Source organism: Bacilliculturomica massiliensis, assembly GCF_900605495.1.
In the GTDB taxonomy this organism is placed as follows: Bacteria; Bacillota; Clostridia; order Peptostreptococcales; family Anaerovoracaceae; genus Bacilliculturomica; species Bacilliculturomica massiliensis.
This window is the reverse complement of sequence record NZ_LR027591.1, coordinates 35,411-55,537: the sequence shown is the minus strand read 5'-3', so window position 1 is coordinate 55,537 and position 20,127 is coordinate 35,411. Positions and strand designations below refer to the sequence as shown.

The 20,127-nt window shown below is 54.5% G+C and carries 21 protein-coding genes; 17 read left to right on the top strand and 4 right to left on the bottom strand.

The genetic code is table 11. The features are described from left to right. Positions 1–416 precede the first annotated feature (416 nt). Entirely contained in the window at positions 417–1,346 is a 930-nt protein-coding gene (fba, locus tag E0E37_RS00675; protein WP_130861057.1) for a class II fructose-1,6-bisphosphate aldolase, read from the bottom strand. A 287-nt stretch (positions 1,347–1,633) separates the two neighbouring features. Beyond that, positions 1,634–2,059, bottom strand: a complete 426-nt coding sequence (locus E0E37_RS00670; RefSeq protein ID WP_130861056.1) for a hypothetical protein — start codon at positions 2,057–2,059, stop codon at positions 1,634–1,636. Positions 2,060–2,403: 344 nt separating this feature from the next. Here E0E37_RS00670 and E0E37_RS00665 point away from each other — a divergent pair, with 344 nt between their 5' ends. Beyond that, positions 2,404–2,676 carry a hypothetical protein gene (locus tag E0E37_RS00665; RefSeq protein ID WP_130861055.1) on the top strand — a complete coding sequence of 91 codons (273 nt, stop codon included), beginning with the start codon at positions 2,404–2,406 and terminating at the stop codon, positions 2,674–2,676. 252 nt (positions 2,677–2,928) lie between these two features. On the opposite strand, the gene rbr is transcribed toward E0E37_RS00665, so the two are convergent. Then, entirely contained in the window at positions 2,929–3,462 is a 534-nt protein-coding gene (rbr, locus tag E0E37_RS00660; RefSeq protein ID WP_130861054.1) for a rubrerythrin, read from the bottom strand. Between the two features lie 169 nt (positions 3,463–3,631). Further along, positions 3,632–3,961, bottom strand: a complete 330-nt coding sequence (locus E0E37_RS19185; protein ID WP_130861053.1) for a rubredoxin-like domain-containing protein — start codon at positions 3,959–3,961, stop codon at positions 3,632–3,634. A 304-nt stretch (positions 3,962–4,265) separates the two neighbouring features. On the opposite strand from E0E37_RS19185, the gene E0E37_RS00650 reads away from it, so the two are divergent. The 16 genes from E0E37_RS00650 (at position 4,266) to E0E37_RS00575 (ending at position 20,122) form a co-directional block, all read left to right on the top strand. After that, entirely contained in the window at positions 4,266–4,895 is a 630-nt protein-coding gene (locus tag E0E37_RS00650) for a CYTH domain-containing protein (RefSeq protein ID WP_130861052.1), read from the top strand. 56 nt (positions 4,896–4,951) lie between these two features. After that, entirely contained in the window at positions 4,952–6,313 is a 1,362-nt protein-coding gene (locus tag E0E37_RS00645) for a sensor histidine kinase (RefSeq protein ID WP_130861051.1), read from the top strand. Continuing rightward, complete coding sequence (locus E0E37_RS00640; RefSeq protein WP_130861050.1) at positions 6,294–7,106, top strand: response regulator; 813 nt, start codon at positions 6,294–6,296, stop codon at positions 7,104–7,106. Before E0E37_RS00645 ends, E0E37_RS00640 begins: the two co-directional genes overlap by 20 nt. A gap of 138 nt (positions 7,107–7,244) precedes the next feature. After that, entirely contained in the window at positions 7,245–7,910 is a 666-nt protein-coding gene (locus E0E37_RS00635; protein ID WP_130861049.1) for a PilZ domain-containing protein, read from the top strand. Positions 7,911–8,031: 121 nt separating this feature from the next. Continuing rightward, positions 8,032–8,955, top strand: a complete 924-nt coding sequence (locus E0E37_RS00630) for a hypothetical protein (protein WP_130861048.1) — start codon at positions 8,032–8,034, stop codon at positions 8,953–8,955. Between the two features lie 131 nt (positions 8,956–9,086). Next, entirely contained in the window at positions 9,087–10,046 is a 960-nt protein-coding gene (locus E0E37_RS00625; protein ID WP_130861047.1) for a hypothetical protein, read from the top strand. Positions 10,047–10,104: 58 nt separating this feature from the next. Continuing rightward, positions 10,105–11,085 (top strand): hypothetical protein, encoded by a 981-nt coding sequence (locus tag E0E37_RS00620; RefSeq protein WP_130861046.1) that lies wholly within the window; start codon positions 10,105–10,107, stop codon positions 11,083–11,085. Between the two features lie 114 nt (positions 11,086–11,199). Beyond that, the gene (locus E0E37_RS00615) at positions 11,200–11,973 is read left to right on the top strand and encodes a hypothetical protein (protein ID WP_130861045.1); all 774 of its coding nucleotides are present in this window, start codon (positions 11,200–11,202) and stop codon (positions 11,971–11,973) included. A 96-nt stretch (positions 11,974–12,069) separates the two neighbouring features. Further along, a complete protein-coding gene (locus E0E37_RS00610) occupies positions 12,070–12,891 on the top strand; it encodes a signal peptidase I (RefSeq protein ID WP_130861044.1) in 822 nt (273 codons plus the stop codon). 6 nt (positions 12,892–12,897) lie between these two features. Beyond that, positions 12,898–14,427, top strand: a complete 1,530-nt coding sequence (locus E0E37_RS00605) for an AAA family ATPase (RefSeq protein WP_130861043.1) — start codon at positions 12,898–12,900, stop codon at positions 14,425–14,427. 27 nt (positions 14,428–14,454) lie between these two features. Continuing rightward, positions 14,455–16,377: a hypothetical protein gene (locus E0E37_RS00600; RefSeq protein WP_130861042.1), complete on the top strand. Its 1,923-nt coding sequence runs from the start codon at positions 14,455–14,457 to the stop codon at positions 16,375–16,377. Beyond that, on the top strand, positions 16,370–17,029 hold the full coding sequence (locus E0E37_RS00595) for a M73 family metallopeptidase (RefSeq protein ID WP_130861041.1): 660 nt from the start codon (positions 16,370–16,372) through the stop codon (positions 17,027–17,029). The genes E0E37_RS00600 and E0E37_RS00595 overlap by 8 nt, the downstream gene beginning before the upstream one ends. A gap of 101 nt (positions 17,030–17,130) precedes the next feature. After that, entirely contained in the window at positions 17,131–17,721 is a 591-nt protein-coding gene (locus tag E0E37_RS00590; protein WP_165445137.1) for a signal peptidase I, read from the top strand. Next, entirely contained in the window at positions 17,705–18,241 is a 537-nt protein-coding gene (locus tag E0E37_RS00585; RefSeq protein ID WP_130861039.1) for a signal peptidase I, read from the top strand. The genes E0E37_RS00590 and E0E37_RS00585 overlap by 17 nt, the downstream gene beginning before the upstream one ends. After that, positions 18,213–18,923: a hypothetical protein gene (locus E0E37_RS00580; RefSeq protein ID WP_130861038.1), complete on the top strand. Its 711-nt coding sequence runs from the start codon at positions 18,213–18,215 to the stop codon at positions 18,921–18,923. Before E0E37_RS00585 ends, E0E37_RS00580 begins: the two co-directional genes overlap by 29 nt. Positions 18,924–18,979: 56 nt before the next feature. Continuing rightward, on the top strand, positions 18,980–20,122 hold the full coding sequence (locus E0E37_RS00575; RefSeq protein ID WP_130861037.1) for a hypothetical protein: 1,143 nt from the start codon (positions 18,980–18,982) through the stop codon (positions 20,120–20,122). The last annotated feature ends 5 nt before the right edge of the window (positions 20,123–20,127 follow it).

Here is a 20,127-nt window from a genome sequence, read left to right as displayed (position 1 = left end):
GGCGATTTTCTCGTGTTTTTAGGTGAAAATCGTTTTTTTGAACTGTTTTCACCTATGTGGGCGCTTGATGATTTACCGATCGCCGGGATCATCATTATATGCCCCCACGGACCGGCACTCTGCAACCAGCCTTCCGCCCGTTATACCGCAGTCAATGACTTCGCCGGCCAGCACCCTGCTGCCGCCGTCCCGCCGGCCGTTTGCGCCGCTGCAATACCATCCGCCGTCCCGCCGGCCCTACATACACTGCTGCCGCCGTCCCGCCGCCCATCAGTGCCGTATAAGCCCCTTCGCCGGTCATAGACCCACTGCTGCTGTCGCGCGGTAAAACACTCTGCAGTTCCGTCGATCTTCAGGGAAACTTCAGTCAGACTGCATAGATCTCAGCCCGGAGCGCTCCGCTGATCGTCTGTGCTTTATCTCTGGCCGCTGGCGTTGAGCACGTTTTTGATCTTGTGCTGTACCATGGATTTGATGGCGTCTCTGGCGGGTCCCAGATACTTTCTGGGATCGAATTCCGCGGGCTTCTCGATGAGGAAGCGGCGGATCTCCGCCGTCATGGCCAGCCGCAGGTCGGTGTCGATGTTGACCTTGCAGATGCCGTGGGCTGTGGCGGTGCGGATCATCTCCTCGGGAACGCCCTGGGCTCCGGGGATGTTGCCGCCGTATTCATTGCAGCGGGCCACAAATTCGGGAAGAACAGTGGAAGCGCCGTGCAGGACCAGGGGCGTGTCGGGGATGAGCTTGTGGATCTCCTTCAGACGTTCGAAGTCCAGATAAGGCTCGCCTTTGAATTTATATGCGCCGTGGCTGGTACCGATAGCGATGGCCAGAGAATCGACCCCGGTCTTGGCCACAAATTCAGCAGCCTCCTGCGGATCGGTAAATGTGGCGGATCTGGCGTCCACGTTGATATTGTCTTCGACTCCCGCCAGTTTGCCCAGCTCGGCTTCCACGACCACGCCGTGGGCATGGGCATATTCCACTACTTCTTTTGTCAGCGCGATATTTTCTTTAAACTCGTGTTTGGACCCGTCGATCATGACAGAGGTAAAGCCGTCGTCGACGCATTTTTTGCAGATATCGAAATCCTCGCCGTGGTCGAGGTGAAGTACGATGTCCAGGCCGGTATCGAGGATCGCGGCCTCCACCAGCTTCAGCAGGTACGCCGGTTTCGCATATTTTCTGGCTCCGGCTGAAACCTGAAGGATCAGGGGCGCCTGTTCTTCTTTCGCCGCGTCCACGATCCCCTGAATGATCTCCATGTTATTTACGTTAAAGGCGCCCACCGCATAATCGCTTTTCAGCGCTTTCGCAAACATTTCTTTTGATGTAACAAGTGCCATCTGTGTTCCTCCTTTTCAGCTGCGATAAACTGCCGGCCCGGTGTTTTCGTCTGCGGGACGATAGAGCCCCGCTGATATCAGGCGACCTCAATTGCAAGACTCAATTGCAGGCGAGCCCTAAACGAAAGACACCCTCAGGCGAAAGCCATTCTCTTTCGCGAGATTTCCTCAGGAAAAACTCATGGAAAACAGCTCCGTGAAGGCCGTGCTTATCAGAACAGATTCTTCATAATGGTCTATATTAAAGTATACACCGAAATAGGGGAACTTACTATCATTAATTTGCTTTATTTGTTGTCATTTCCTGCGGTCAGCATGGAGAGGATGGGCCCCATAGATGAGATGAGTCCGCTCATATCGCCAAGCTGTTTCACGCCGGACAGCGTATCGGAAATGGTGTCCAGTTGGCCCGCGGCCTTCGTGTCCGCCAGAAAGCCTTTTGCCGCGTCCACGGAATCCTGTATGCGGTTCATGGAGTTTTCACGTGAAGGCGGCAGGTTCTGCATCTGCCTCAGGTGGTTGAGCTTGTCGAGGGCATCGGTGATGGCGCGCAGCCGGTCCAGGAGCAGTTCCATCTTGAACGTGTCAAAGTAGTCGATATGGGGAGCGTTAAACTGGCGCGCCAGAGGAAAGGCCCCGCCCGGATGCGGGCCGCGGCCTCTGCCGTTATTGGAAAAAATCAGAATGACAATAAGCAGCAGTAAAGGATTCATAGTTGCCTCCTTCAATATGTAATGTAAACTTTTTTCTGACTTTGCAGATTTCCGGAGCTCGTGTGCAGCCTGCCGGTCAGCGATACGCAGCCGGCCGTCAAACTTGCGGCCTGCGTTCAGCCTGCAGCCGCAGATCGTCGGCAGATGGCAGTAAGCTGCAGAGTGGCCTGTCGTTCAGGCCCATGACTGCCTGCAGCCGGAGCGCGCGGTACCTGCGGAAATAGGATTCTTTATTATATGACAACTTACAGAGAAACGTGCATATATATAAAAGTGTGAACACCGGCGCGCCGGTCGGCGGCGCACTGTGCCGGAATCAGTATTGAAAATGGAGAGTGGATCATATGGATATCAATGAAAAAATGCTCATGGAACTGGCCGGACAGGTGGGAGTGAAAAACGGCAGAGGCGTCAGGCAGGCGGAGCAGATGGCTGACCGCATGCAGGGAAAAAGCGAGGACGAGATCCTTGCGGAGATCATGCGCCTGAAGGACAGCATGAAAAAGGATCCCGCGACTTATCAGAAGCAGATCCGGGCTATTCGATCTCTGCGCGGGATGATGAATCAGGAGCAGAGAGCGAGGCTGGACCGGGTACTGGAGATGCTTGAGAGATAAGCAGGTACATGGCTGTCTCAAAGGACAGAAAAAGCGTTTCCCAGGCATTTGCTGAGGGAAGCGCTTTTTTCGATGGGGTTGGATCTATCCGATTCCCGGGGGCCAAGCGCCGTCTCTGCAGTCGCAGAGACCCCGCGTTGCGGGATTCTGCCAACACCGGGGTCCCGCGCGGCCGGATTCACCTGAACTCTGCAGTTCCCGGGACCCTGCGCGGCTGGATTCCGCTGGCTTCTGCAGCCGTCGCGGTGCGGATCAATAATTGGATGCGTGAAGCTGGAAGTACGCCTTCGGATGCTTGCAGACCGGGCAGACTTCCGGAGCCTGATCCGCTTCCAGAATGAAACCGCAGTTGCGGCAGATCCAGACTTCCTTTTCCGGGCGCTGAAATACGCGGTTCGTCTTGACGTTTTCCAGCAGGGCGAGGAAGCGTTCTTCGTGATGCTTTTCGATTTCCGCTACTTTTTCAAAGGAAAAGGCCAGATCGTTAAAGCCTTCCTCCCGGGCCACTTCCGCAAAACCCTTGTACATTTCGCTCCATTCGTAGTGTTCGCCGTGGGCGGCCGCCTCCAGATTGGCTTCGGTGTTTCCAATGCCGTTCAGGGCCTTGAACCACAGTTCGGCGTGTTCTTTTTCATTGGACGCAGTCTCCTGGAAGATCGCGGCGATCTGCTCATAACCTTCTTTTTTCGCTACCGATGCATAGAAGGTATATTTGTTTCTGGCTTCTGATTCGCCGGAAAAAGCGTCTCTCAGGTTGGCGTCGGTTCTCGTTCCCATTAAATTCATCTTTCAGTCCTCCGTTTTGTCTCAAATATGCCCGCTGTGTATCGCCGGGGAAACAGAGCGGGAAGCGTGGGCAAATGCGCGGGCCTGTGATTGAAGATTCGGCGCAAAAAAAGACCCGCTGCAGAATGCGGCAGGTCTTTTATCTCTGAAAAATGGGAAGGACAGGCTATTAGTATTTCTCTTTACCCACGTGTCCTGCGATCTCAGCTTTCACCATCTGTTTGATCTCCCATGCGCGGTTCTTGGAAGCGGCAAAGGCGGCATTGCAGCCGGGGTCCAGATTGATGGCCAGACCTTCCTTGCACAGTTCCGCGATCTTAGCCGCATAGACTGCGATCTCGTGGTGAATATCGTTGGTACGGTCCGCATCGATGATTTTCTTTGCGGCTTCTCCCTCGATAGCTGTAAATTTGTCGGCGGGTGCGCCGCACTTCGGACATTTCTCAGGGGCCTTATCTCCCTCGGCGATATAGCCGCATACACTGCATTTCCATAACATAGTCTTTCCCTCCTCTGTGAAATTTATAATAGTTTCCAGCATCTTTTTTGTTATTGCTGTTTTCAGTATACCCGGGGTACGATGGCTTTAAACGAAAAAGTTGAATTCCTTTTCAAGGACCCATAAAGAAAAGGGAACGTTTAAAATATGAAAATGGCTCAATTGAGCAGGGACCAGGCCGCCATCGTGAGAATCACGTCCGAGAAGTGTTGCAAAACAGCGGAAATAATGATATTATAGTCAGGACTTCCGCTGTTTTGCGGAGTAAATCTGGTTAATATAGAGTTAGAAGGAAAGATGTTATATGGAAATAGAAATGAAATACGGCATTGCCGACAAGGAACGGGCGGAGGAGATCTGGGAAGATCCGCAGTTGCTGGCGATCGGTGATCTGGATTCCAGAGAAACCGTACTGATGAAGGCCGTCTACTTCGACACGGAGGACCATGTGCTCAGCGAAAACGACATGGCGTTCCGCGTGAGGATGGAGGGAAGCCGCATCGTGGCCTCTCTGAAGTGGAACGGTTCCGTGGTGGACGGTTATCACACCCGGGAGGAATTGAACGTGCCGGTTACGGAAGAGTCTTATCTGATCGATCCTCCCACCGACCTCTTCAAGGAGAGCGAGCAGGGCAAAGCGCTGCTGGAGCTGGTGGGAGACAAGCGTCTGGTCAACATGATGGAAAACCGCTTCCTGCGCCGCAAGATGCGCGCGGATTCCGGCAGTGCGATCTGCGAGATCGCCATAGACACCGGGGAGATCGTCACAGACGGCGGATCCATGCCGATCTGCGAGCTTGAGATCGAGCTCTATTCCGGCGAACCGGAGGAGATCAAGGCGATCGGCGCAAGCCTGGCTGAAAAATACGGGCTGGTGCCGGAGAATCGCAGTAAATACGCCAGAGGCCTGAGCCTCGCCCGCAAGGGGAAATAATAGAAGAGCCGTTTCCTGCATCCGTGGGGTGTAGCCGCGGAGGGAAAGGAACAGCAGTGAATGAAACGCTTGGTACGGCAGGGTTGGCAGCAGATGGACAAAAAGTGTTGGTGGAAAAGGTCGCCGCTGTCCTGGCTTCCAGAAACATTCTTCCTCTGTGTCTAAGCGCGGCTGTTTTGGTAACAGCGGTGGTCGTGATCCTGCTTGCATTCGTGTTCAGCAGGGTGAGCGTGCATCGCCGCAGGCTGCTTTTGTTCGGCGGAAACAGTCTGCTTATGGGATTGTGGTATTTTGGAGATTGCGAGCTGGTGCGGATCCTCATTCTGCAGGCTCACACAGAATTGTTGCAGTGTGCAGCGCGGTCCGCGCTGCCTTTTCTGTATCTGTACTTTCTGCGCTATTCCGGACGTAAACGCGGAAACGATGTGTGGGAGGATCGGCTCGCGGCCGTCTGCCGGATCTTGTCGCTGGCATTGATGCTGGGAGCGCCGGCATTTTTTTTGCGGTACGGATGGGATCTGTCCGCTTGTTTTATTCTTCATCTGCTGATGATAGCGCTGGCCTGTGCGGTTTATGTCAAACAGAAGGAAAGCGACGGCAGATTTGACGCTCAGCCCCTGATACGCGGCCTATGCGCCTGCGTGGCCTTATTTTATCTAAACAGCATGATCCAACCGTTAGAGGGAACGAACACCATTCCTTCTATTCTTCTGCTCTTTGCCGTTGTTGCGGCGCTGTCTGCCAGTTGGATCCTGTATCTGAGAAGAAATTACATGCGTCTGGAGGAAGGAAGCCAGATCCGGGAACAGCTGGTTCAGAGCCGGATGCAGCTGATGCTCTCCCAGATACAGCCGCACTTCATCTACAATGCGCTGAACTCGATCCATATTATGATCCGCAAAGACCCCGATGTGGCCTGTTCGATGATCACCAATTTTTCCGACTATCTGAGGGCGAATATGGATGCTATGGGCTCGCAGAACGTAGTGTCCTTTGAAAAGGAGCTGGCCCATGTGAGGGCGTATGCGGAGATCGAGAAGATCCGCTTCCCACGCATCGACGTGGTCTACGAGATCGATGAATGGAGCTTTTTGCTGCCGGTGCTGACGGTGGAACCGCTGGTGGAAAACGCGATCAAGCACGGCGTGGCCCAAAAGCGGGGCGGCGGTTCGGTCATCATCCGGGCTTACCGGAACCGGGACGATATCTATATCGAAGTGATCGACAATGGGGTCGGCTTTGACACGGCGATCCTGGAGGAAGAGGGGACGGGGATCGGCATACGGAATGTTAAATATCGTCTGGAGAGAGTGGCGGGCGGAACGCTATCGATCGAGAGCAGGCTGGACGAGGGAACAACGGCGAGAATTCGGATCCCGGCGAAGGAGGATGAGATAGATGAAAACGATATTGGTTGACGACGAAATGCTGTCGCTGGAACATTTCAAATACCAGTGCGAGGACATAGACGCCGTGGAGATCGTGGGGTGCTTCGAATTCCCTCTGGATGCGCTGGCCTATGCGCAGGAGCATCGGATAGACTGTGCGGTGCTGGACATCACCATGCCGGAGATGGACGGCCTGGAGCTTGGCAGGAGACTCAAACAGATACATCCGGATCTGGTGCTGGTCTATGTGACCGGCTACGGAGAATTCGCTCAGGAGGCCATGGCTCTGCGGGCGGCTACCTATCTGATGAAACCGTACAGCAAGGACGACGTAGTTTTTGCTATGCATAGAGCAAGGCTTTTGTGCAGAGGGGGAGAACCCAGGCTGAAGGTAAAGACCTTTGGACGTTTCGATGTATTCTGCGGGAATCAGCCCATCACGTTCAGAAATGCCAAAGCCAGGGAACTCTTCGCGCTGTGTGTGGATCACAACGGAGGCACGGTCACCATGGAAGAAGCCGTGGATAAATTGTGGGAAGACCGGCCCTTCAATGAACAGACGAAGGCCCTGTACCGCAAGGCCGTCATGTCACTGCGAAAACAGCTGGAGGAGGCGGAGGCGTCGGACGTGTTCGTGACCGGGAGAGGCGTATGCCATATCCTTCCCGAAAAACTCAGCTGCGACTATTTCGATCTGCTGGCGGGATCGGTTGAGATGCGCGCCGCCTATATGGGAGAGTTCATGGCGGAATACAGCTGGGCTGAAAATACTGCGGCTAATCTGACCCGTCTGGTCCGGCGGAGAATGAGACCGGATTTCTGACTGCTATGTAAGACGGAGAAAGCGACGGATAACCTAATTTTTCGACATAGTTTTCGAATGGAGTCACGAAACAGTTACGGAAGAGTTACACATCGAGAACATTGTAACTCGTATAATTAAACGCATGGAGTAATCGCTATGGAAAAACTGAAATTGAAGTCGGGTTCCCGGGTGGGGCTGGTGATCAACGGAGAGAAAAACAAAGACTTCTCCTTGACCTCAACTTTCGAACGAAATATAAACAGTGTGAGCTTCCTCATTTCCGTGCCCATGGCAGGCGGAAAGAGGGTCGAAGCAGACCCTCAGAAAAAGCTTCTCATGAAATATGAGATGGGCGGCAGTTCCTACGTTGTAGAAGGCTACGTGGATGAAGAACTGCAGGAGGGCAGGCGCCATTATTGGAAAATACGCAAGGTCAACGAGAACAGAGCGTACTTCCAGCGTACCGACGAACGTATTAAAGCGGAGCTGGATGTGACCTTTACGAAGCGCTGGTGGAATCCGGACGGCACAGACTCTGCGGAAGAAGTCAAGGGACTGACCATGGACGTCAGCGCCGGCGGTCTTGCCATGTTTACAAATGTTCCTCTGAATGTGGGAGAGATGGTGGATATGACTCTTCCGCCGGTGGGAAAAAAGCGGAAAGTATCTGTCTCCGGCGAGACATGCTGGTTCAGAGAAACGGAAAAGGGCAACGCTTTCCGCTATACGGCGGGACTGAAATTTGTGTTCATCAATCCGAAGGACAAAGATAAATTGTATAAGTACGTGGACGCGGTGGGCGAGCTGTCAGGGGACAGCTAAATAAGGCTGCGGGTTTGGCGGACGAAAGGGACCTCGTAACAAAACGGGGATTTTTTTGCAGTGCCCGTTTGGAAGAACGGACCGTCCGCCGCAAAAGTAACAGAGACAAAGGGAGCGGCAGATGAAATTCAGACTGCGTTCAAAAAAATACATAGACGATACGGCGGCAGCCGGTGAGCAAAACGTTTTATCTGAGACGGAGCGGCAGGTCTCCGGAGAGGAGGCCGAGCCGGGGGACGCATCGTTGAGAGAGCTTCGGGAACAGGCTCGTCAGAGCATCAGCCGCAGAAAAGGCATGGAGACAGACGAGGAAGACGACGGCGAGGAACAGAAGCGGGCGGCGGCGCTGCTGCTTCGGCGGAGAGCGCTTCTGCGGGCGGCCCGGAGAGTGCTGCGGGCCAAAAGACTGACGCTGCTGCTGGTGGGGGCGGCGCTGGTGATCCTGGGGATCTTTATCGCTTCTGTCATCCAGGAGCGCATGGGAAACTTCACCATAAACATCAACCGTATGGACATGTACCGTCAGGGACTGATGCTGTCGGAGACAGAGGATTTCGAAGATCCCAAAAGCCGCTTGAAAGCGGCGGCTGTGGAAAACGCCACGAATATATCGGTAGACGACCTGCCGGATGATCTGGACCAGATCGAAGGATCCCACAACGGCAAGGATTATATGGCGTATACCTTTTACGTGAGAAACGGCGGCCGTGAAAAAATAGATTATATCGCCAACATTATCATAGAGATGGAGGCCAAGGGCGTCTCCGACGCCGTGCGGGTGGCCGTATACGACGACACGGGGAGGCGGGCCATTTACGCCAAGCGGGCCGCCAACGGCGAGCCGGAGCCCGGCACCATTCCCTTTATCAACGATCAGGTGATCATGGCGCGGCTGGTGGAGGACTTCGAGGTCAACGACGTGGACCGATACACGGTGGTGAGCTGGCTTGAGGGGGACGACCCCGAATGCGTGGACGCCATCATCGGAGGAATGATCCGCATGAGCATGAATCTGGAGGTCGACAAGCCTATCAAAGACCGATAGGCTGACAAAATCGTATTCTATTGTCTTTCGTCCGTACGTCCGCCCAACGGCGCCGGACTTAATAATATAATATTTGTGAAAACGAATAAAAGAGTGTGGAAACAAGACAAAAAGGAAAAGGAGAGAAAAACATGAAAAACACGAAAAAGCAGTTATTCACTGCCGTGGCTATGCTGTTGGTGGCTACTGTGGCTCTGGGTACCGCAACGTACGCCTGGTTCGTGAACAATGCGGCGGTGGAGGTCGGGAACATGGAATTCCAGGCCAGCGCATCGCAGGCATTGGAGATCGGAGTAAACCAGAGCGGAACGGGAACAGGAGCTACGACGGCCAGCGGCGTGGTATACGGAAGCCTTGTGGCGACGGCGGATATCCAGAAGATCAACAACGGATACATGACCAGCTTTTCCGCGATCGATCTGAGACCGGCTTCGGCTGACGAGGCGGCGCTGAAGGCAGGCAGGTTCTTCTATGACAAGACGTGGAACACGACAAACAGCGCGGTAAAGACATACGGAGAGCTGACGGCGGATACCGAGATCGGTTACGGCGTGGTCAAAATGGTTCCGCTGTGGTTCCGTGGATCGCAGGATATGGATGTCTGGCTGGCGTCAGGCAGCGCAGTGACGGCCACGGTAGGCGCAGTCGACCGGCATCCGGGTATCAACTCCGATCAGATCGACAAGGCGCTGCGGGTCTCCTTTGTCAGCACCAGCAACGGCGCGACGACGGTAAAGACCTTCGCATTCCCCGGAGATACGAGCAAGACGGTGGTAGGAGCGACCAATAACAGCGGCGGAGGAAATGCCGGGCAGGCTGTTACAAGCGTTGACACGGGCACCGGCGCAGCGACGTTTGGAGCGCAGAATGCTTATGAAGACGGTTTCAAGGTCGTGAAAAACACATCGAATGTGTGGGTTGAGGGTGATGTTATAGAGTCAGGAGCTGCGCCGATCTTCAATGCGAAGGCAGGCGAAGATCAGCTGGTGAAGGTATATATTTGGCTGGAGGGCTGCGACGAAGAGTGCGTTACCGCGGTTTCAGGCGGCAAGGTGGATGTTAAGCTGAACTTTATCGGTCAGGCAAAATAGCGGCGCATCGTTTGTATAGATCCGGATCTGAAGTTGAAAAGGAAAAGGACAGGGAACCATGGGCATGAATGAGCTGAAAAAAAGTACATATATGGCTCTGATCGGGGTAGTCGTGGCCGCCGTGGCGCTGGCGACGGCTACCTATGCCTGGTTCGTGAACAATCAGAAGACAGAGGTGGAGCGGGTGACGTTTTCCTCAGAAGCCGCCTCTGATCTGCTGATCGCCGTCCACAACGGCACGGCGACGGAAGACGATCAGACCGGACTGTCCTATAAATCCTTTTTATCTAATGAAGATGTGAAAGCGTACACTGACCTGGTGGAAGAGGGCCTTCGCGGCGTATCAACCGTATCGGCTGCAGCGTTTTATACCAACGAGGGTATGAGCGGAGAAGGCGGCGGACCGGATACGAACGGCTTCGATGTGACAAACAAAGCGGAGTTTTTCAGAAAAGTAGAGGACGGCAGCGGAATGTATCTGGCGCTTCCGATCTGGTTCCGTTCCAGCACCGATGTGGATGTCTACCTGCGGGGCGGAAATGTGACCACCAGCGGAACGGCGGTAACGGCCGCGTCTCTGCCTGAATCGCCGAAGGGCAGCATGCTCACAAGGGCTGTCATGATTGGGTTCCGGCCGAAAGCGGACGGCGCGCCGGTACTGTATGAACCCGATCCCGCAGAGGAAGGCGGGAACTATACCAGAAGAAATACGACCAGAGTAGAGGGCGTGGAGGTGCCTGACAAATATGGGATCGCCTCGCTGAAGAATGACGGAAAGATCGCGGCGATCCAGCCGCAGGACAGAAAGAGCAGCGAAAGGCTGTTCCTCGTCACCGACGAACTGATCAGATTTACAAAGGAACAGCTGGACGCCATGGGAGGAGCCCGGCCGCAGCCGCTGTTCAGATTAAATGCCGGCGTACCGGAACTGGTGACAGTCTACGTCTGGCTGGACGGTATGGACTACGACTGTATTTCCGATATTTCCGGCGGACTGCTCTCCGTAAAACTGGCGTTCATCGCCGGCGAGACGGAGTGAACCTGGAGACGACCTGATCCGATTTTACGAAAATAACCAACAACTTACTGGAAAAGCGGAGACCCCCAGATGGGAGACGTCCGCCGATACTCTGAGAAGAAACAGTGTGGGAACATGAAAATAAGCAGAGATCAGAAGACAAGATTGAATATAACCTTCACAATGATTGCGCTGGCGCTGATCGCTCTGGCAACGGCGACCTACGCCTGGTTCACGCTTTCATTGAGCACGAAGATCACGACGATAGATATGGAAGTGACGGCGGGAGCCTATCTGAAGTTTGATACGGAATCCCACGGCAACACCATCGATTCCTATAAGTCGGTGCTGGAAAGCTCAGATATAGACAGGGCGATCCAGAAAGCGCTGGGTTTCGGCCTGGACGACGTCAAGCTGGCGCCGCTGACTTCTGAGGACGGAAAAAAACTTCACGATCAAAAGGCGGCGGAGGTGCTGAGCTCCTCCAAAAACTTTCTGGAATTTGATCTGTACTTTATCTCCAGCCAGGACATGGACGTGTATCTGACTGAGGAGGACAGCATAGCGGGACAGAAGGACGGCACCGATTTTTCCACGTCGGAAACAGGTGGGAAGGCCGACGTGCTCAACTGCATCCGGGTATCCTTTGCTCCCGACGGAGGGTCCTCCGTCATCTACGAACCTCATAAGGTGGGCTCCACCACGCTAAGCGTGCTCGGGAAGGGGACGCAGGACACTTTTACCAAGGCCAAGACAGGCGACGCCGACGCGAAGCTGTTTTCGCTGACGGCGGAGACGCCGAAAAAAGTGACGGTGCGGGTGTGGATCGAGGGAGACGACGATGACTGCATCGATAAGGTGATCAAGGCCACCTTCAGCGGAAGGCTGCGCTTTGAGGGCCAGGTCTGATTATAAAGAGGGATCCGTTTCCGCTGCATACGACGCGGCGTCCGGCTGCGGTAGGGGCGGCCGGCCTGCATTGAAACACGAAAGGAAAAAGAAGGAATGAAAACTGCGTCAAAAGTGCTGAATGTGGCACTGAACGTGCTGCTCTGGCTTGTGGTCATTATTGCGGCGTTTTTCTCCATCGTCACATTTTCTGCAAAGAGCGAGACCGGGGTGGCCAGCATCGGGGGCTACACGCCCATGTCGGTGCTGACAGATTCCATGAGACCGGAGTTCGGTCAGAATGACCTGATCGTCGTCAAGGCTGTGGACGCGGCGCAGCTGCAGGAAGGCGATATCATCGCTTACTGGACGCTGATCGAGAATCAACGGGCGATCAATACCCACAGGATCATTGAAAAACACGACGAAAATGGTATGATCCAGTTCATGACCAAAGGTGACGCCAACGAGCTGCCGGATAATCTGATCGTCTCTCAGGGCGATATTATCGGCGAGTACTGCTTTAAGATCCCGGTTATGGGACAGATCCTGAATATACTCAGTTCGAGCACCGGATTCCTCGTCATCATCGTACTGCCGCTCCTGTTGTTCTTTATCTGGCAGCTGTATAAGCTGATCCTTCTCATCATAGAGATGAAAAAGGAAGCGGTGAGAGAAGCGGGCGAGGCGTCGAGACAGCAGATCGAGGAAGAAGTCCGCAAAAAGCTGGAGGCGGAACGGGAGAATGGATCGCGGGAAGCCGGCGAGCCGGAGGATCGGTCAAAAGACAGGCCGGCGGAAGCTCAGGCCGGGGCCGATGCCGCAGTTCCAGCAGCTGCAAAAGCCGCGGCGGCGAGAGCGGCAGCGGCCAGAGCGGCAGCGCAGCGCGGGGCTGCCCACACGTCAGAAAAGAGCGGAGAATCTGGAAAAGAGGAATAGAAGAGCATGAGCGAGTTTTTAAAGCTGGCCTATGAACTGCTTGGCATGATCGCCGTTAATATATTCGGCTTTTTCGCTACCATCGGAGGCGCTTTTCTGAAGTTGTTTTTTACCGATGTAAAGGAATACGTCACCATCTTCATGAGCTACGCAGCCTTCTTCGGCCCCTTTCAGTGGGTGATGGCCGTGCTGCTGGCGGCGCTGCTCATAGCAGTGGTGGTGCTTCTGGTCCTGAAACTGGTCCTCTACATCAAACGGAAGATCGCCCGGAAGCGGGATAAGCTGGATGAGGAAGATCTGCTGCGGGAGATCGGCGCGCTGAATCGCCAGGTGGTGGACCTGATCGACGAAAAGAATAAGATCATGGCCATGCAGGTGTCTCAGCTTGGACTGAATCCGGACGACGCGGATCAACTGGTCAGTCTGAAGGAAAAAGAGAAGAAAACAGAAACCGGAGAACAGCGCTTTACGAAGCTGTCTATGGTGGATGAAAAATATGAGGACTATCAGGCCCCGGTCTTTAACGAGAGCATCAGTCTGGAGGACCTCATCGCGCGGTACAGGAATTACGCCTGCTCCCGCATGGGCCTGTACTATAAGGAAGAAATCATCCGGCTCTTTGTGGCGGGAATGGCTTCCACAAAGATCCTGATTCTGGAGGGAATCAGCGGAACGGGAAAGACCAGTCTTCCCTATTCTTTTTCCAGGTTTCTCAACAATCCGGCGGCCCTGGTCTCCGTGCAGCCTTCTTACAGAGACCGCACGGAACTGCTGGGATATTTCAATGAATTTACGAAGCGCTTCAACGAGACGGAGTTCCTGAAAAGCGTTTACGAGGCGGGATACAGGGAAGAACCCAGTTTTATCGTACTGGACGAGATGAATCTGGCCCGGGTGGAATACTATTTCGCGGAAATGCTGTCCGTGCTTGAAATGCCGTCCGTGGACGAATGGCTCGTGGATCTGGTGCCCGTGGGCTGGCCCGGCGATCCGAAACTGATGTCGGAGGGCAAGCTGAAGGTGTCGCCCAATATCTGGTTTGTTGGTACGGCCAACAATGATGATTCCACATTTACGATCACCGACAAAGTGTACGACCGGGCTATTCCCATCGAGATCAATGAAAAGGCGGAGCCCTTTGAGGCGCCGGATACGGAGGCCGTCAACATTTCGACCGGGTATCTGAACAGTCTTTTTGCTCAGGCAAAGGAGGATTTCCCCATCAGTCCCGCCATGAGGACCAAACTGGATAAGCTGGACGGCTATCTGATGACGCGGTTCAAGATGTCGTTCGGAAATCGTATTCTGCGCCAGATGGAGGACTTCGTTCCCGTCTACGTGGCCTGCGGAGGCACGGAGGGCGAGGCGCTTGACTACATCATCGGCAGAAAGATCCTGAAAAAATTTGAGAGTATGAATATTTCCTATGTCAGGGATGAGATAAAAGAACTGATCGCCTTTGTGGAAAAAACATTCGGCAAATCAGGACTGCCGGAATCCAAGAGATATCTGCTTAAGATACAGAATCTCTTCTAGCATCGGCGGGAGAGGAGGGAACAGGCCATGGCTGCCACGCTGAACGATTTTTATCTGCGATATCGGAATAAAGTCGCCAGGACTCTGGAAAACGACGCGTACTACCAGTATCTGTTCGAGCTCCTGGAGTGCAGTCCCCACACCATACAGCAGACCAACCGTATTTTACATAAAGAAGTGGATGAAAAGTGGCTCACCAGGGTGGAAGAGGGGATCACGGCCATAGACGCGATCATTTCAAAGCCCCGCCGCTTCATCGCCTCCAACGAGGCCGTGGTGCCCATCGAGCTGGCGAAAAAGATAACCGCGGACTCCGTAAAGCATCTGGCCCGAAACACGCAGTTTATCGGAGAGATCAAGGGGGGTAACATTCAGCCTACCAAGATATTGAATGTTACCACAGAGGAGAGCTACAACCTTTACGAAAACCGTTTTATCTACACGCTGATCAAACGGCTGGTCACCTTTATCGATAAGCGGACGGACATCATATTCTGGTCCACCGGGGACGAAAAAGAATCCCGGCTGAGCATTGCCTCGGAGATGGAAGACGATTACGAGGCGATCAGTTACACGCTGGAGATGAACATCAAAAATAAACAGTCTTACATGGAGACGGACGCCCAGCACATGGACGTGTTTAAGCGGATCGACAGGGTGCGCCGCATCGTAATGGAATTCAAGCGCTCTCCGTTCATGGAGATCATGTCCGGAACTTCAGAGGTGAGATCCCCTGTCCAGCGGACCAATCTTCTGATGAAGGATCCGAACTACAAAAAGTGTTACACGCTGTGGGCCTTTCTGGAACAGTACGATGATGTGGGCTACAGCATCGACGTTAAGGAGACGGCGCTTGATTTTGATGAAGAATATCTGTATCAGATGTATACAAATATGATTCTGAATTATACGGTGTTCAAGTCTCTGCTGGAAAACGACGAGCGTCCCATCGATCAGAATGTAAAAAGACGCAAAAAGATCAAACCCAAGTTCGTGAAACAGATCGTGGAAGAAATTGTAGACGACTACGATATTCCCGACGTGGAAGTCAGGAAAGTGATCATAGAAGAGATCACCAGAGCCCAGGCCCGCATCGAACAGCGTCAGGCCGCCGCCGAAAAAAAGCGGCTGGAAAAAGAGAAACAGAAGGAAAAAGAGCGTCTGGCCAGGGAGAAAGAGCAGGCTAAAAAGAAGGCGCTGGAGGAGAAAGAAAAAGCCAAGGCGAAGGCTGCGGCGGAGAAGGAAAAAGCCCGTCTGAAAGCGCTGGAAGAGAAGGAAAAAGCCAAAGCCAGGGAGGCCGCGGAGAAAGAGAAAGCTAAGGCGAAGGCCGCGGCAGAGCGGGAGAAAGCCCGTCTGAAAGCCGCGGAGGAAAAGGCCAAAGAGCGGGCGAAGGCGAAAGCGCTGGCCGAACAGGAAAAAGCCAAGGCGAAGGCCGCGGCGGAGAAGGAAAAAGCCCGTCTGAAAGCGCTGGAAGAGAAGGAAAAAGCCAAAGCCAGGGAGGCCGCGGAGAAAGAGAAAGCTAAGGCGAAGGCCGCGGCAGAGCGGGAGAAAGCCCGCCTGAAAGCCGCGGAAGAAAAAGCGAAAGAACGGGCGAAGGCGAAAGCGCTGGCCGAACAGGAAAAAGCCAAGGCGAAGGCCGCGGCGGAGAAGGAAAAAGCCCGTCTGAAAGCGCTGGAAGAAAAGGAAAAAGCCAAAGCCAGGGAGGCTGAAGAGAAAGAGAAAGCACGCCTGAAAGCGTTGGAAGAGAAAGAAAAGAACAAAGACGATGGAAAGAAGCCGCCGGAAAAGACGGCGGAAGAACTAGAAATGGAACGCCGGATGGAAGCGGTGCGCAGGGCGAATGAAGCAGCCCGGCGCAGAGCGGAGAAGGAACAGATGGCGATCTACAATAATATGCGGCAGGCGGAAGCCGGACCGCAGACAGATCTGAAGAAGGAGTCCGATGGATAGGCGGAGGCAGCTCAGGCGCGGCGTGATCGTGCTGTTTCTGACGCTGCTGATGCTGGCCGCCGTGACGCTGGCGTGGTTCATCAACTGGATGACGCCGTTTACAGACGCATTTCGCTTTGCGTCGCCGTCCCTTTCCGTGAACGTTACCATAACGGATCAGGATGGAAATCCTCTTCCGTCAAAGGATGGAAACGCCATCATGAGGGCGGAAAACATGAAGCCGGGGGATACGCTGACCTATCTGGTATCCATACAGAACAACGGCGGCGCCTGCAGGGTTTATCTGGGACTTTCCGATGTGAAGAATTATCGGCGGGACGATGCCGGTACGGAGTACGGTCAGATCCCGACGGATTCCGCTGAGGACTGTTTGTCTGACGCGCTGCGGCTTTCTATTTTAAAGAAGGCGGAGGGCTCCGGTATATATGAGGAGCAGGCGTATCGGTTTCTGGGAAGGGATAAGGAGTTCTTCTTCGACAGGAATTTTTCGCTGAAGTCCGGCGAGACATTGGAACTTCAGTATCGGGTGCAGTTCGTGGCAGAAGGAGAAGGCCCTGAGGCGCAGACGGGAACGGGCGCTGCTGCGGGAAACAGCTTTACGCTGCTGAAAACGGAGGGGCTGTTCTCTGTGAGCACGACGCTGGCCCAGTAGGAGTCCGGGAGACCGTGGCGGCAGACAGAAAGACAGGCCGCGGCGGCAGCCGGTATAAGGCCTGGTAAAATGGGGAGCTGAAGGAAAAGAGAAGAGTAGCATTGAAGAAAACGTCAAAGTGGATCGATATCGCCGTTACTGCGGCGGCTGTGGGGGCTATCGTGATCGCCATCGCCGCGCTGTGGACGGTGCTTACAACAGAAAAAGGAGACGCGCCCCAGCTCTGGGGGATCTCGCTGCTGCGGGTAGTATCGGGCAGCATGGAGCCCAATATACCGGAGGGAGCGGTGGTCTTTGTAAAGGAAACTGACCCGGAAGACCTGGAAGAGGGGGATGTGATCTCTTTTTATTCCAGAGATCCGGCGATCATGGGAGAGATCAACACTCACAGGATCGCAGAAGTGGGAACAGATGAGAAAGGCCGTCTCTGCTTTATCACAAAGGGGGACGCCAACGCCATAAAGGACCCTTATGTGGTATATGGGGAAAACCTGCTGGGAAAGGTAGTGTTCAGCTCAGCGCTGTTCGGGTCTTTCGTCAACGTGGCGGCCAGCAAGTACGGCTACATTTTTCTCGTGCTGGCTCCGCTGCTTCTCATCGTGATTTTCAACATTGGAGATATCGTGAACATCATCCGCAGCGAGGCGGAGGCGGAGCTTGACCGGGAGTCGGAACATGAAGAAGATAAGTGACAGTATCGTATTTCGCGCGGCGCTGAACGCGGTGCTCATCGTACTGCTTTTGCTGGCGCTTCTGCTGAATCTATCTGTTTTTACAGACTATAGATCTCTGGCCGTGGTGTCAGGCAGTATGGAACCCACATTGCCCTATGGGAGCATGGTGGTAGTCAGACCGCAGGCACAGTACGAACCGGGAGATATCGTGACTTTCCGTTCGACGGGGTCGGGGGAAGTGAAACGATTCACCCACCGTATCGTGTCCATTGACGGCGATCTGGCGGAGACCAAGGGCGACGCCAACAACAGCATCGACCCGGAACCTGTGGTGCTTTCGAGGGCGGAGGGGAAGGTGATCCTGACGGTGCCTTACGCGGGCTATCTGGTGATGGCCTTCGACCGACAGGCGGTGAAGATCGGAGCTGTGGCGCTGGTCATCCTTTGGCTGGCGTTTGAGCTTGAGTTTGCCAGAAGGAGAAGAACAGGCCGAAAGGATGGTGATCCAGGTGAAAAAGACTGGCGGACAACAGAATAATCCGTGGAACAGCGGGATCATTTACAAGATCGCGGCCGCGCTGATCCTGCTGGGCTTTCTGGTGGGGGCGTACAACGCCAACAGATCCTACGCCTGGTTCACGGACAAAAACGACAGCGCCTTCACGCTGGAATCAGGCAAGGTGCATTATGAAGTCAATTATACGGCGGAGAACGGCTTGATGGTTCCCGGGAAGAATCTGTTTTCCTCATTCACTCTGACCAACAAGTCTTCCATCGACACGGACGTCAGATTCCAGATCCAGTATACGGTCTGGGAGGATGGGGGGACGGGAAACGTCACATCCTCCACGGCGATCTATATTACCAACGGCGCGCTGTCCGCGCCGCAGGACGATCAATATCTGAATCTGAGTCTGAAAACGGGAGACGGAGGATTTGCGCTGCAAAAGGTGACGGACTCCGGGATCATGGCGGGGGAATGGTGGACGCGTACCGCCAGAGTGCCGGCCGTCACGGAAAGCGCCCTGCAGACGGGAGAGCCGGTGGAAGTATTTACGGAGGACAACGGTTCCATCCGGTTTTGTTACGATGGCCCGAAGACGGAAAATGTATTTGCGGGTCTGCCGGTGCGCATCGTTATTCGCCTGCAGGCAAAGCAGTCGGATCATGTGGAATGGGCCGACCTCACTATGGTGGAAACGTTCGGCGCGGCGGAATAGTCTGCCGCATAGAATAGTCAGCTGCCGGATGCTTCCGGCAGACGAGGCAAGTGTTTATGAAATTATTAAGAGGATTCTTGAAAAACAGAAAACAGGGAGGACATTGGAGGTCATATTACAATGAGCTTACCAGAAGGATCATTTCTCTGGTGCTTATTTTCGACCTTATTGTCGTGTCCTGTTTTTGTTTTTCGCTGAATCCCGGCAGGACCCAGGCCGCAGAAAGCCGGATCATCGTGCCTTCCTACGGCTGGTTTAATGCGGAAGACAGCAGATACGCCGCATACGGTGAAGGAAACGAACCGGGATCTTCGGCGGAGTATCCCTATCTGCTCAATACGGTGGAGGACATATACGGCCTTGCGCGGTGGATGGCGGAGATGGATCTGGGATCCTTTCCGGGCGTTGTTTCTATGTCTGCTGTGACGCTGGAATTGAACGGTCTGGAAGAAGCGCCCAATACGGTCACCGGCGGGGCGGCAGGAACCGATCTCACTACGCCGGACTCGCTGGGACCAGGAAGCGCGGATGAGGGAGACGTCCCCGGGGACGGCGGTTCGGGAGCAGGCGGTCCCGCGGGTGAGACGCCGGGACAGACGGAAGAAAACGGCGGTTCCCCTTCCGGGGAGAGCCCGTCTGATCAGAGCGGACCGCAGAATGAGACGCCGGGAAATGATACGCCGGGATCGGAAAACGCAGGTGATGAAAATGCCGGCGGCGGAACGTCTGACGGTGGCGGAACATCTGACGGCGGCGGAGCATCGGAGACGGTACCCGGCGGCAAGGGGACGGGAGAAGACGCTTCTGCTGATACTCCGAAGGATACGGCCAGCGAAGGGAAGACGGAGACGTCCAAGACAGAGAGTACGGCGAATTCCGGGACAGAGAACGGTGCTGAGCCGAAGAAAAAAGACAGCCACAGCGCAGAGAGCGGTTCAGAGCCCCTTGGCGCCGGTCTTTCATCTGCAGTCCGGCAGCTGTGTTTTGCAGGACTGACTGGGGAACTGACCACGGATACGGGCGCAGGCAGTTCGTCTACAGGCGGAGAAGGAAGCGGCCCGGCGGCGGGCGGTGGAAGTCAGAATGGAAGCTCCGAAAGCAGCAGCTCCGGAAGCGGACAGAATACCGGCGGGACGTCCGACGGCGCGGGGCAGAGCGGCGGGTTCCGCCGGCTTTTTTTTCAACCCAAATTGGGTTAAAAAAA

What these genes read in the sequence shown, in the direction of transcription:
- E0E37_RS00605 (WP_130861043.1), top strand. Translation starts at nt 12,898, where the DNA reads ATGAGCGAGTTTTTAAAGCTGGCCTATGAACTGCTTGGCATGATCGCC.
- E0E37_RS00615 (WP_130861045.1), top strand. Translation starts at nt 11,200, where the DNA reads ATGAAAATAAGCAGAGATCAGAAGACAAGATTGAATATAACCTTCACA.
- E0E37_RS00610 (WP_130861044.1), top strand. Translation starts at nt 12,070, where the DNA reads ATGAAAACTGCGTCAAAAGTGCTGAATGTGGCACTGAACGTGCTGCTC.
- E0E37_RS00670 (WP_130861056.1), bottom strand. Translation starts at nt 2,059, where the DNA reads ATGAATCCTTTACTGCTGCTTATTGTCATTCTGATTTTTTCCAATAAC.
- E0E37_RS00585 (WP_130861039.1), top strand. Translation starts at nt 17,705, where the DNA reads ATGAAGAAGATAAGTGACAGTATCGTATTTCGCGCGGCGCTGAACGCG.
- E0E37_RS00620 (WP_130861046.1), top strand. Translation starts at nt 10,105, where the DNA reads ATGGGCATGAATGAGCTGAAAAAAAGTACATATATGGCTCTGATCGGG.
- E0E37_RS00625 (WP_130861047.1), top strand. Translation starts at nt 9,087, where the DNA reads ATGAAAAACACGAAAAAGCAGTTATTCACTGCCGTGGCTATGCTGTTG.
- rbr (WP_130861054.1), bottom strand. Translation starts at nt 3,462, where the DNA reads ATGAATTTAATGGGAACGAGAACCGACGCCAACCTGAGAGACGCTTTT.
- E0E37_RS00650 (WP_130861052.1), top strand. Translation starts at nt 4,266, where the DNA reads ATGGAAATAGAAATGAAATACGGCATTGCCGACAAGGAACGGGCGGAG.
- E0E37_RS00600 (WP_130861042.1), top strand. Translation starts at nt 14,455, where the DNA reads ATGGCTGCCACGCTGAACGATTTTTATCTGCGATATCGGAATAAAGTC.
- fba (WP_130861057.1), bottom strand. Translation starts at nt 1,346, where the DNA reads ATGGCACTTGTTACATCAAAAGAAATGTTTGCGAAAGCGCTGAAAAGC.
- E0E37_RS00665 (WP_130861055.1), top strand. Translation starts at nt 2,404, where the DNA reads ATGGATATCAATGAAAAAATGCTCATGGAACTGGCCGGACAGGTGGGA.
- E0E37_RS00630 (WP_130861048.1), top strand. Translation starts at nt 8,032, where the DNA reads ATGAAATTCAGACTGCGTTCAAAAAAATACATAGACGATACGGCGGCA.
- E0E37_RS00640 (WP_130861050.1), top strand. Translation starts at nt 6,294, where the DNA reads ATGAAAACGATATTGGTTGACGACGAAATGCTGTCGCTGGAACATTTC.
- E0E37_RS19185 (WP_130861053.1), bottom strand. Translation starts at nt 3,961, where the DNA reads ATGTTATGGAAATGCAGTGTATGCGGCTATATCGCCGAGGGAGATAAG.
- E0E37_RS00595 (WP_130861041.1), top strand. Translation starts at nt 16,370, where the DNA reads ATGGATAGGCGGAGGCAGCTCAGGCGCGGCGTGATCGTGCTGTTTCTG.
- E0E37_RS00635 (WP_130861049.1), top strand. Translation starts at nt 7,245, where the DNA reads ATGGAAAAACTGAAATTGAAGTCGGGTTCCCGGGTGGGGCTGGTGATC.
- E0E37_RS00575 (WP_130861037.1), top strand. Translation starts at nt 18,980, where the DNA reads ATGAAATTATTAAGAGGATTCTTGAAAAACAGAAAACAGGGAGGACAT.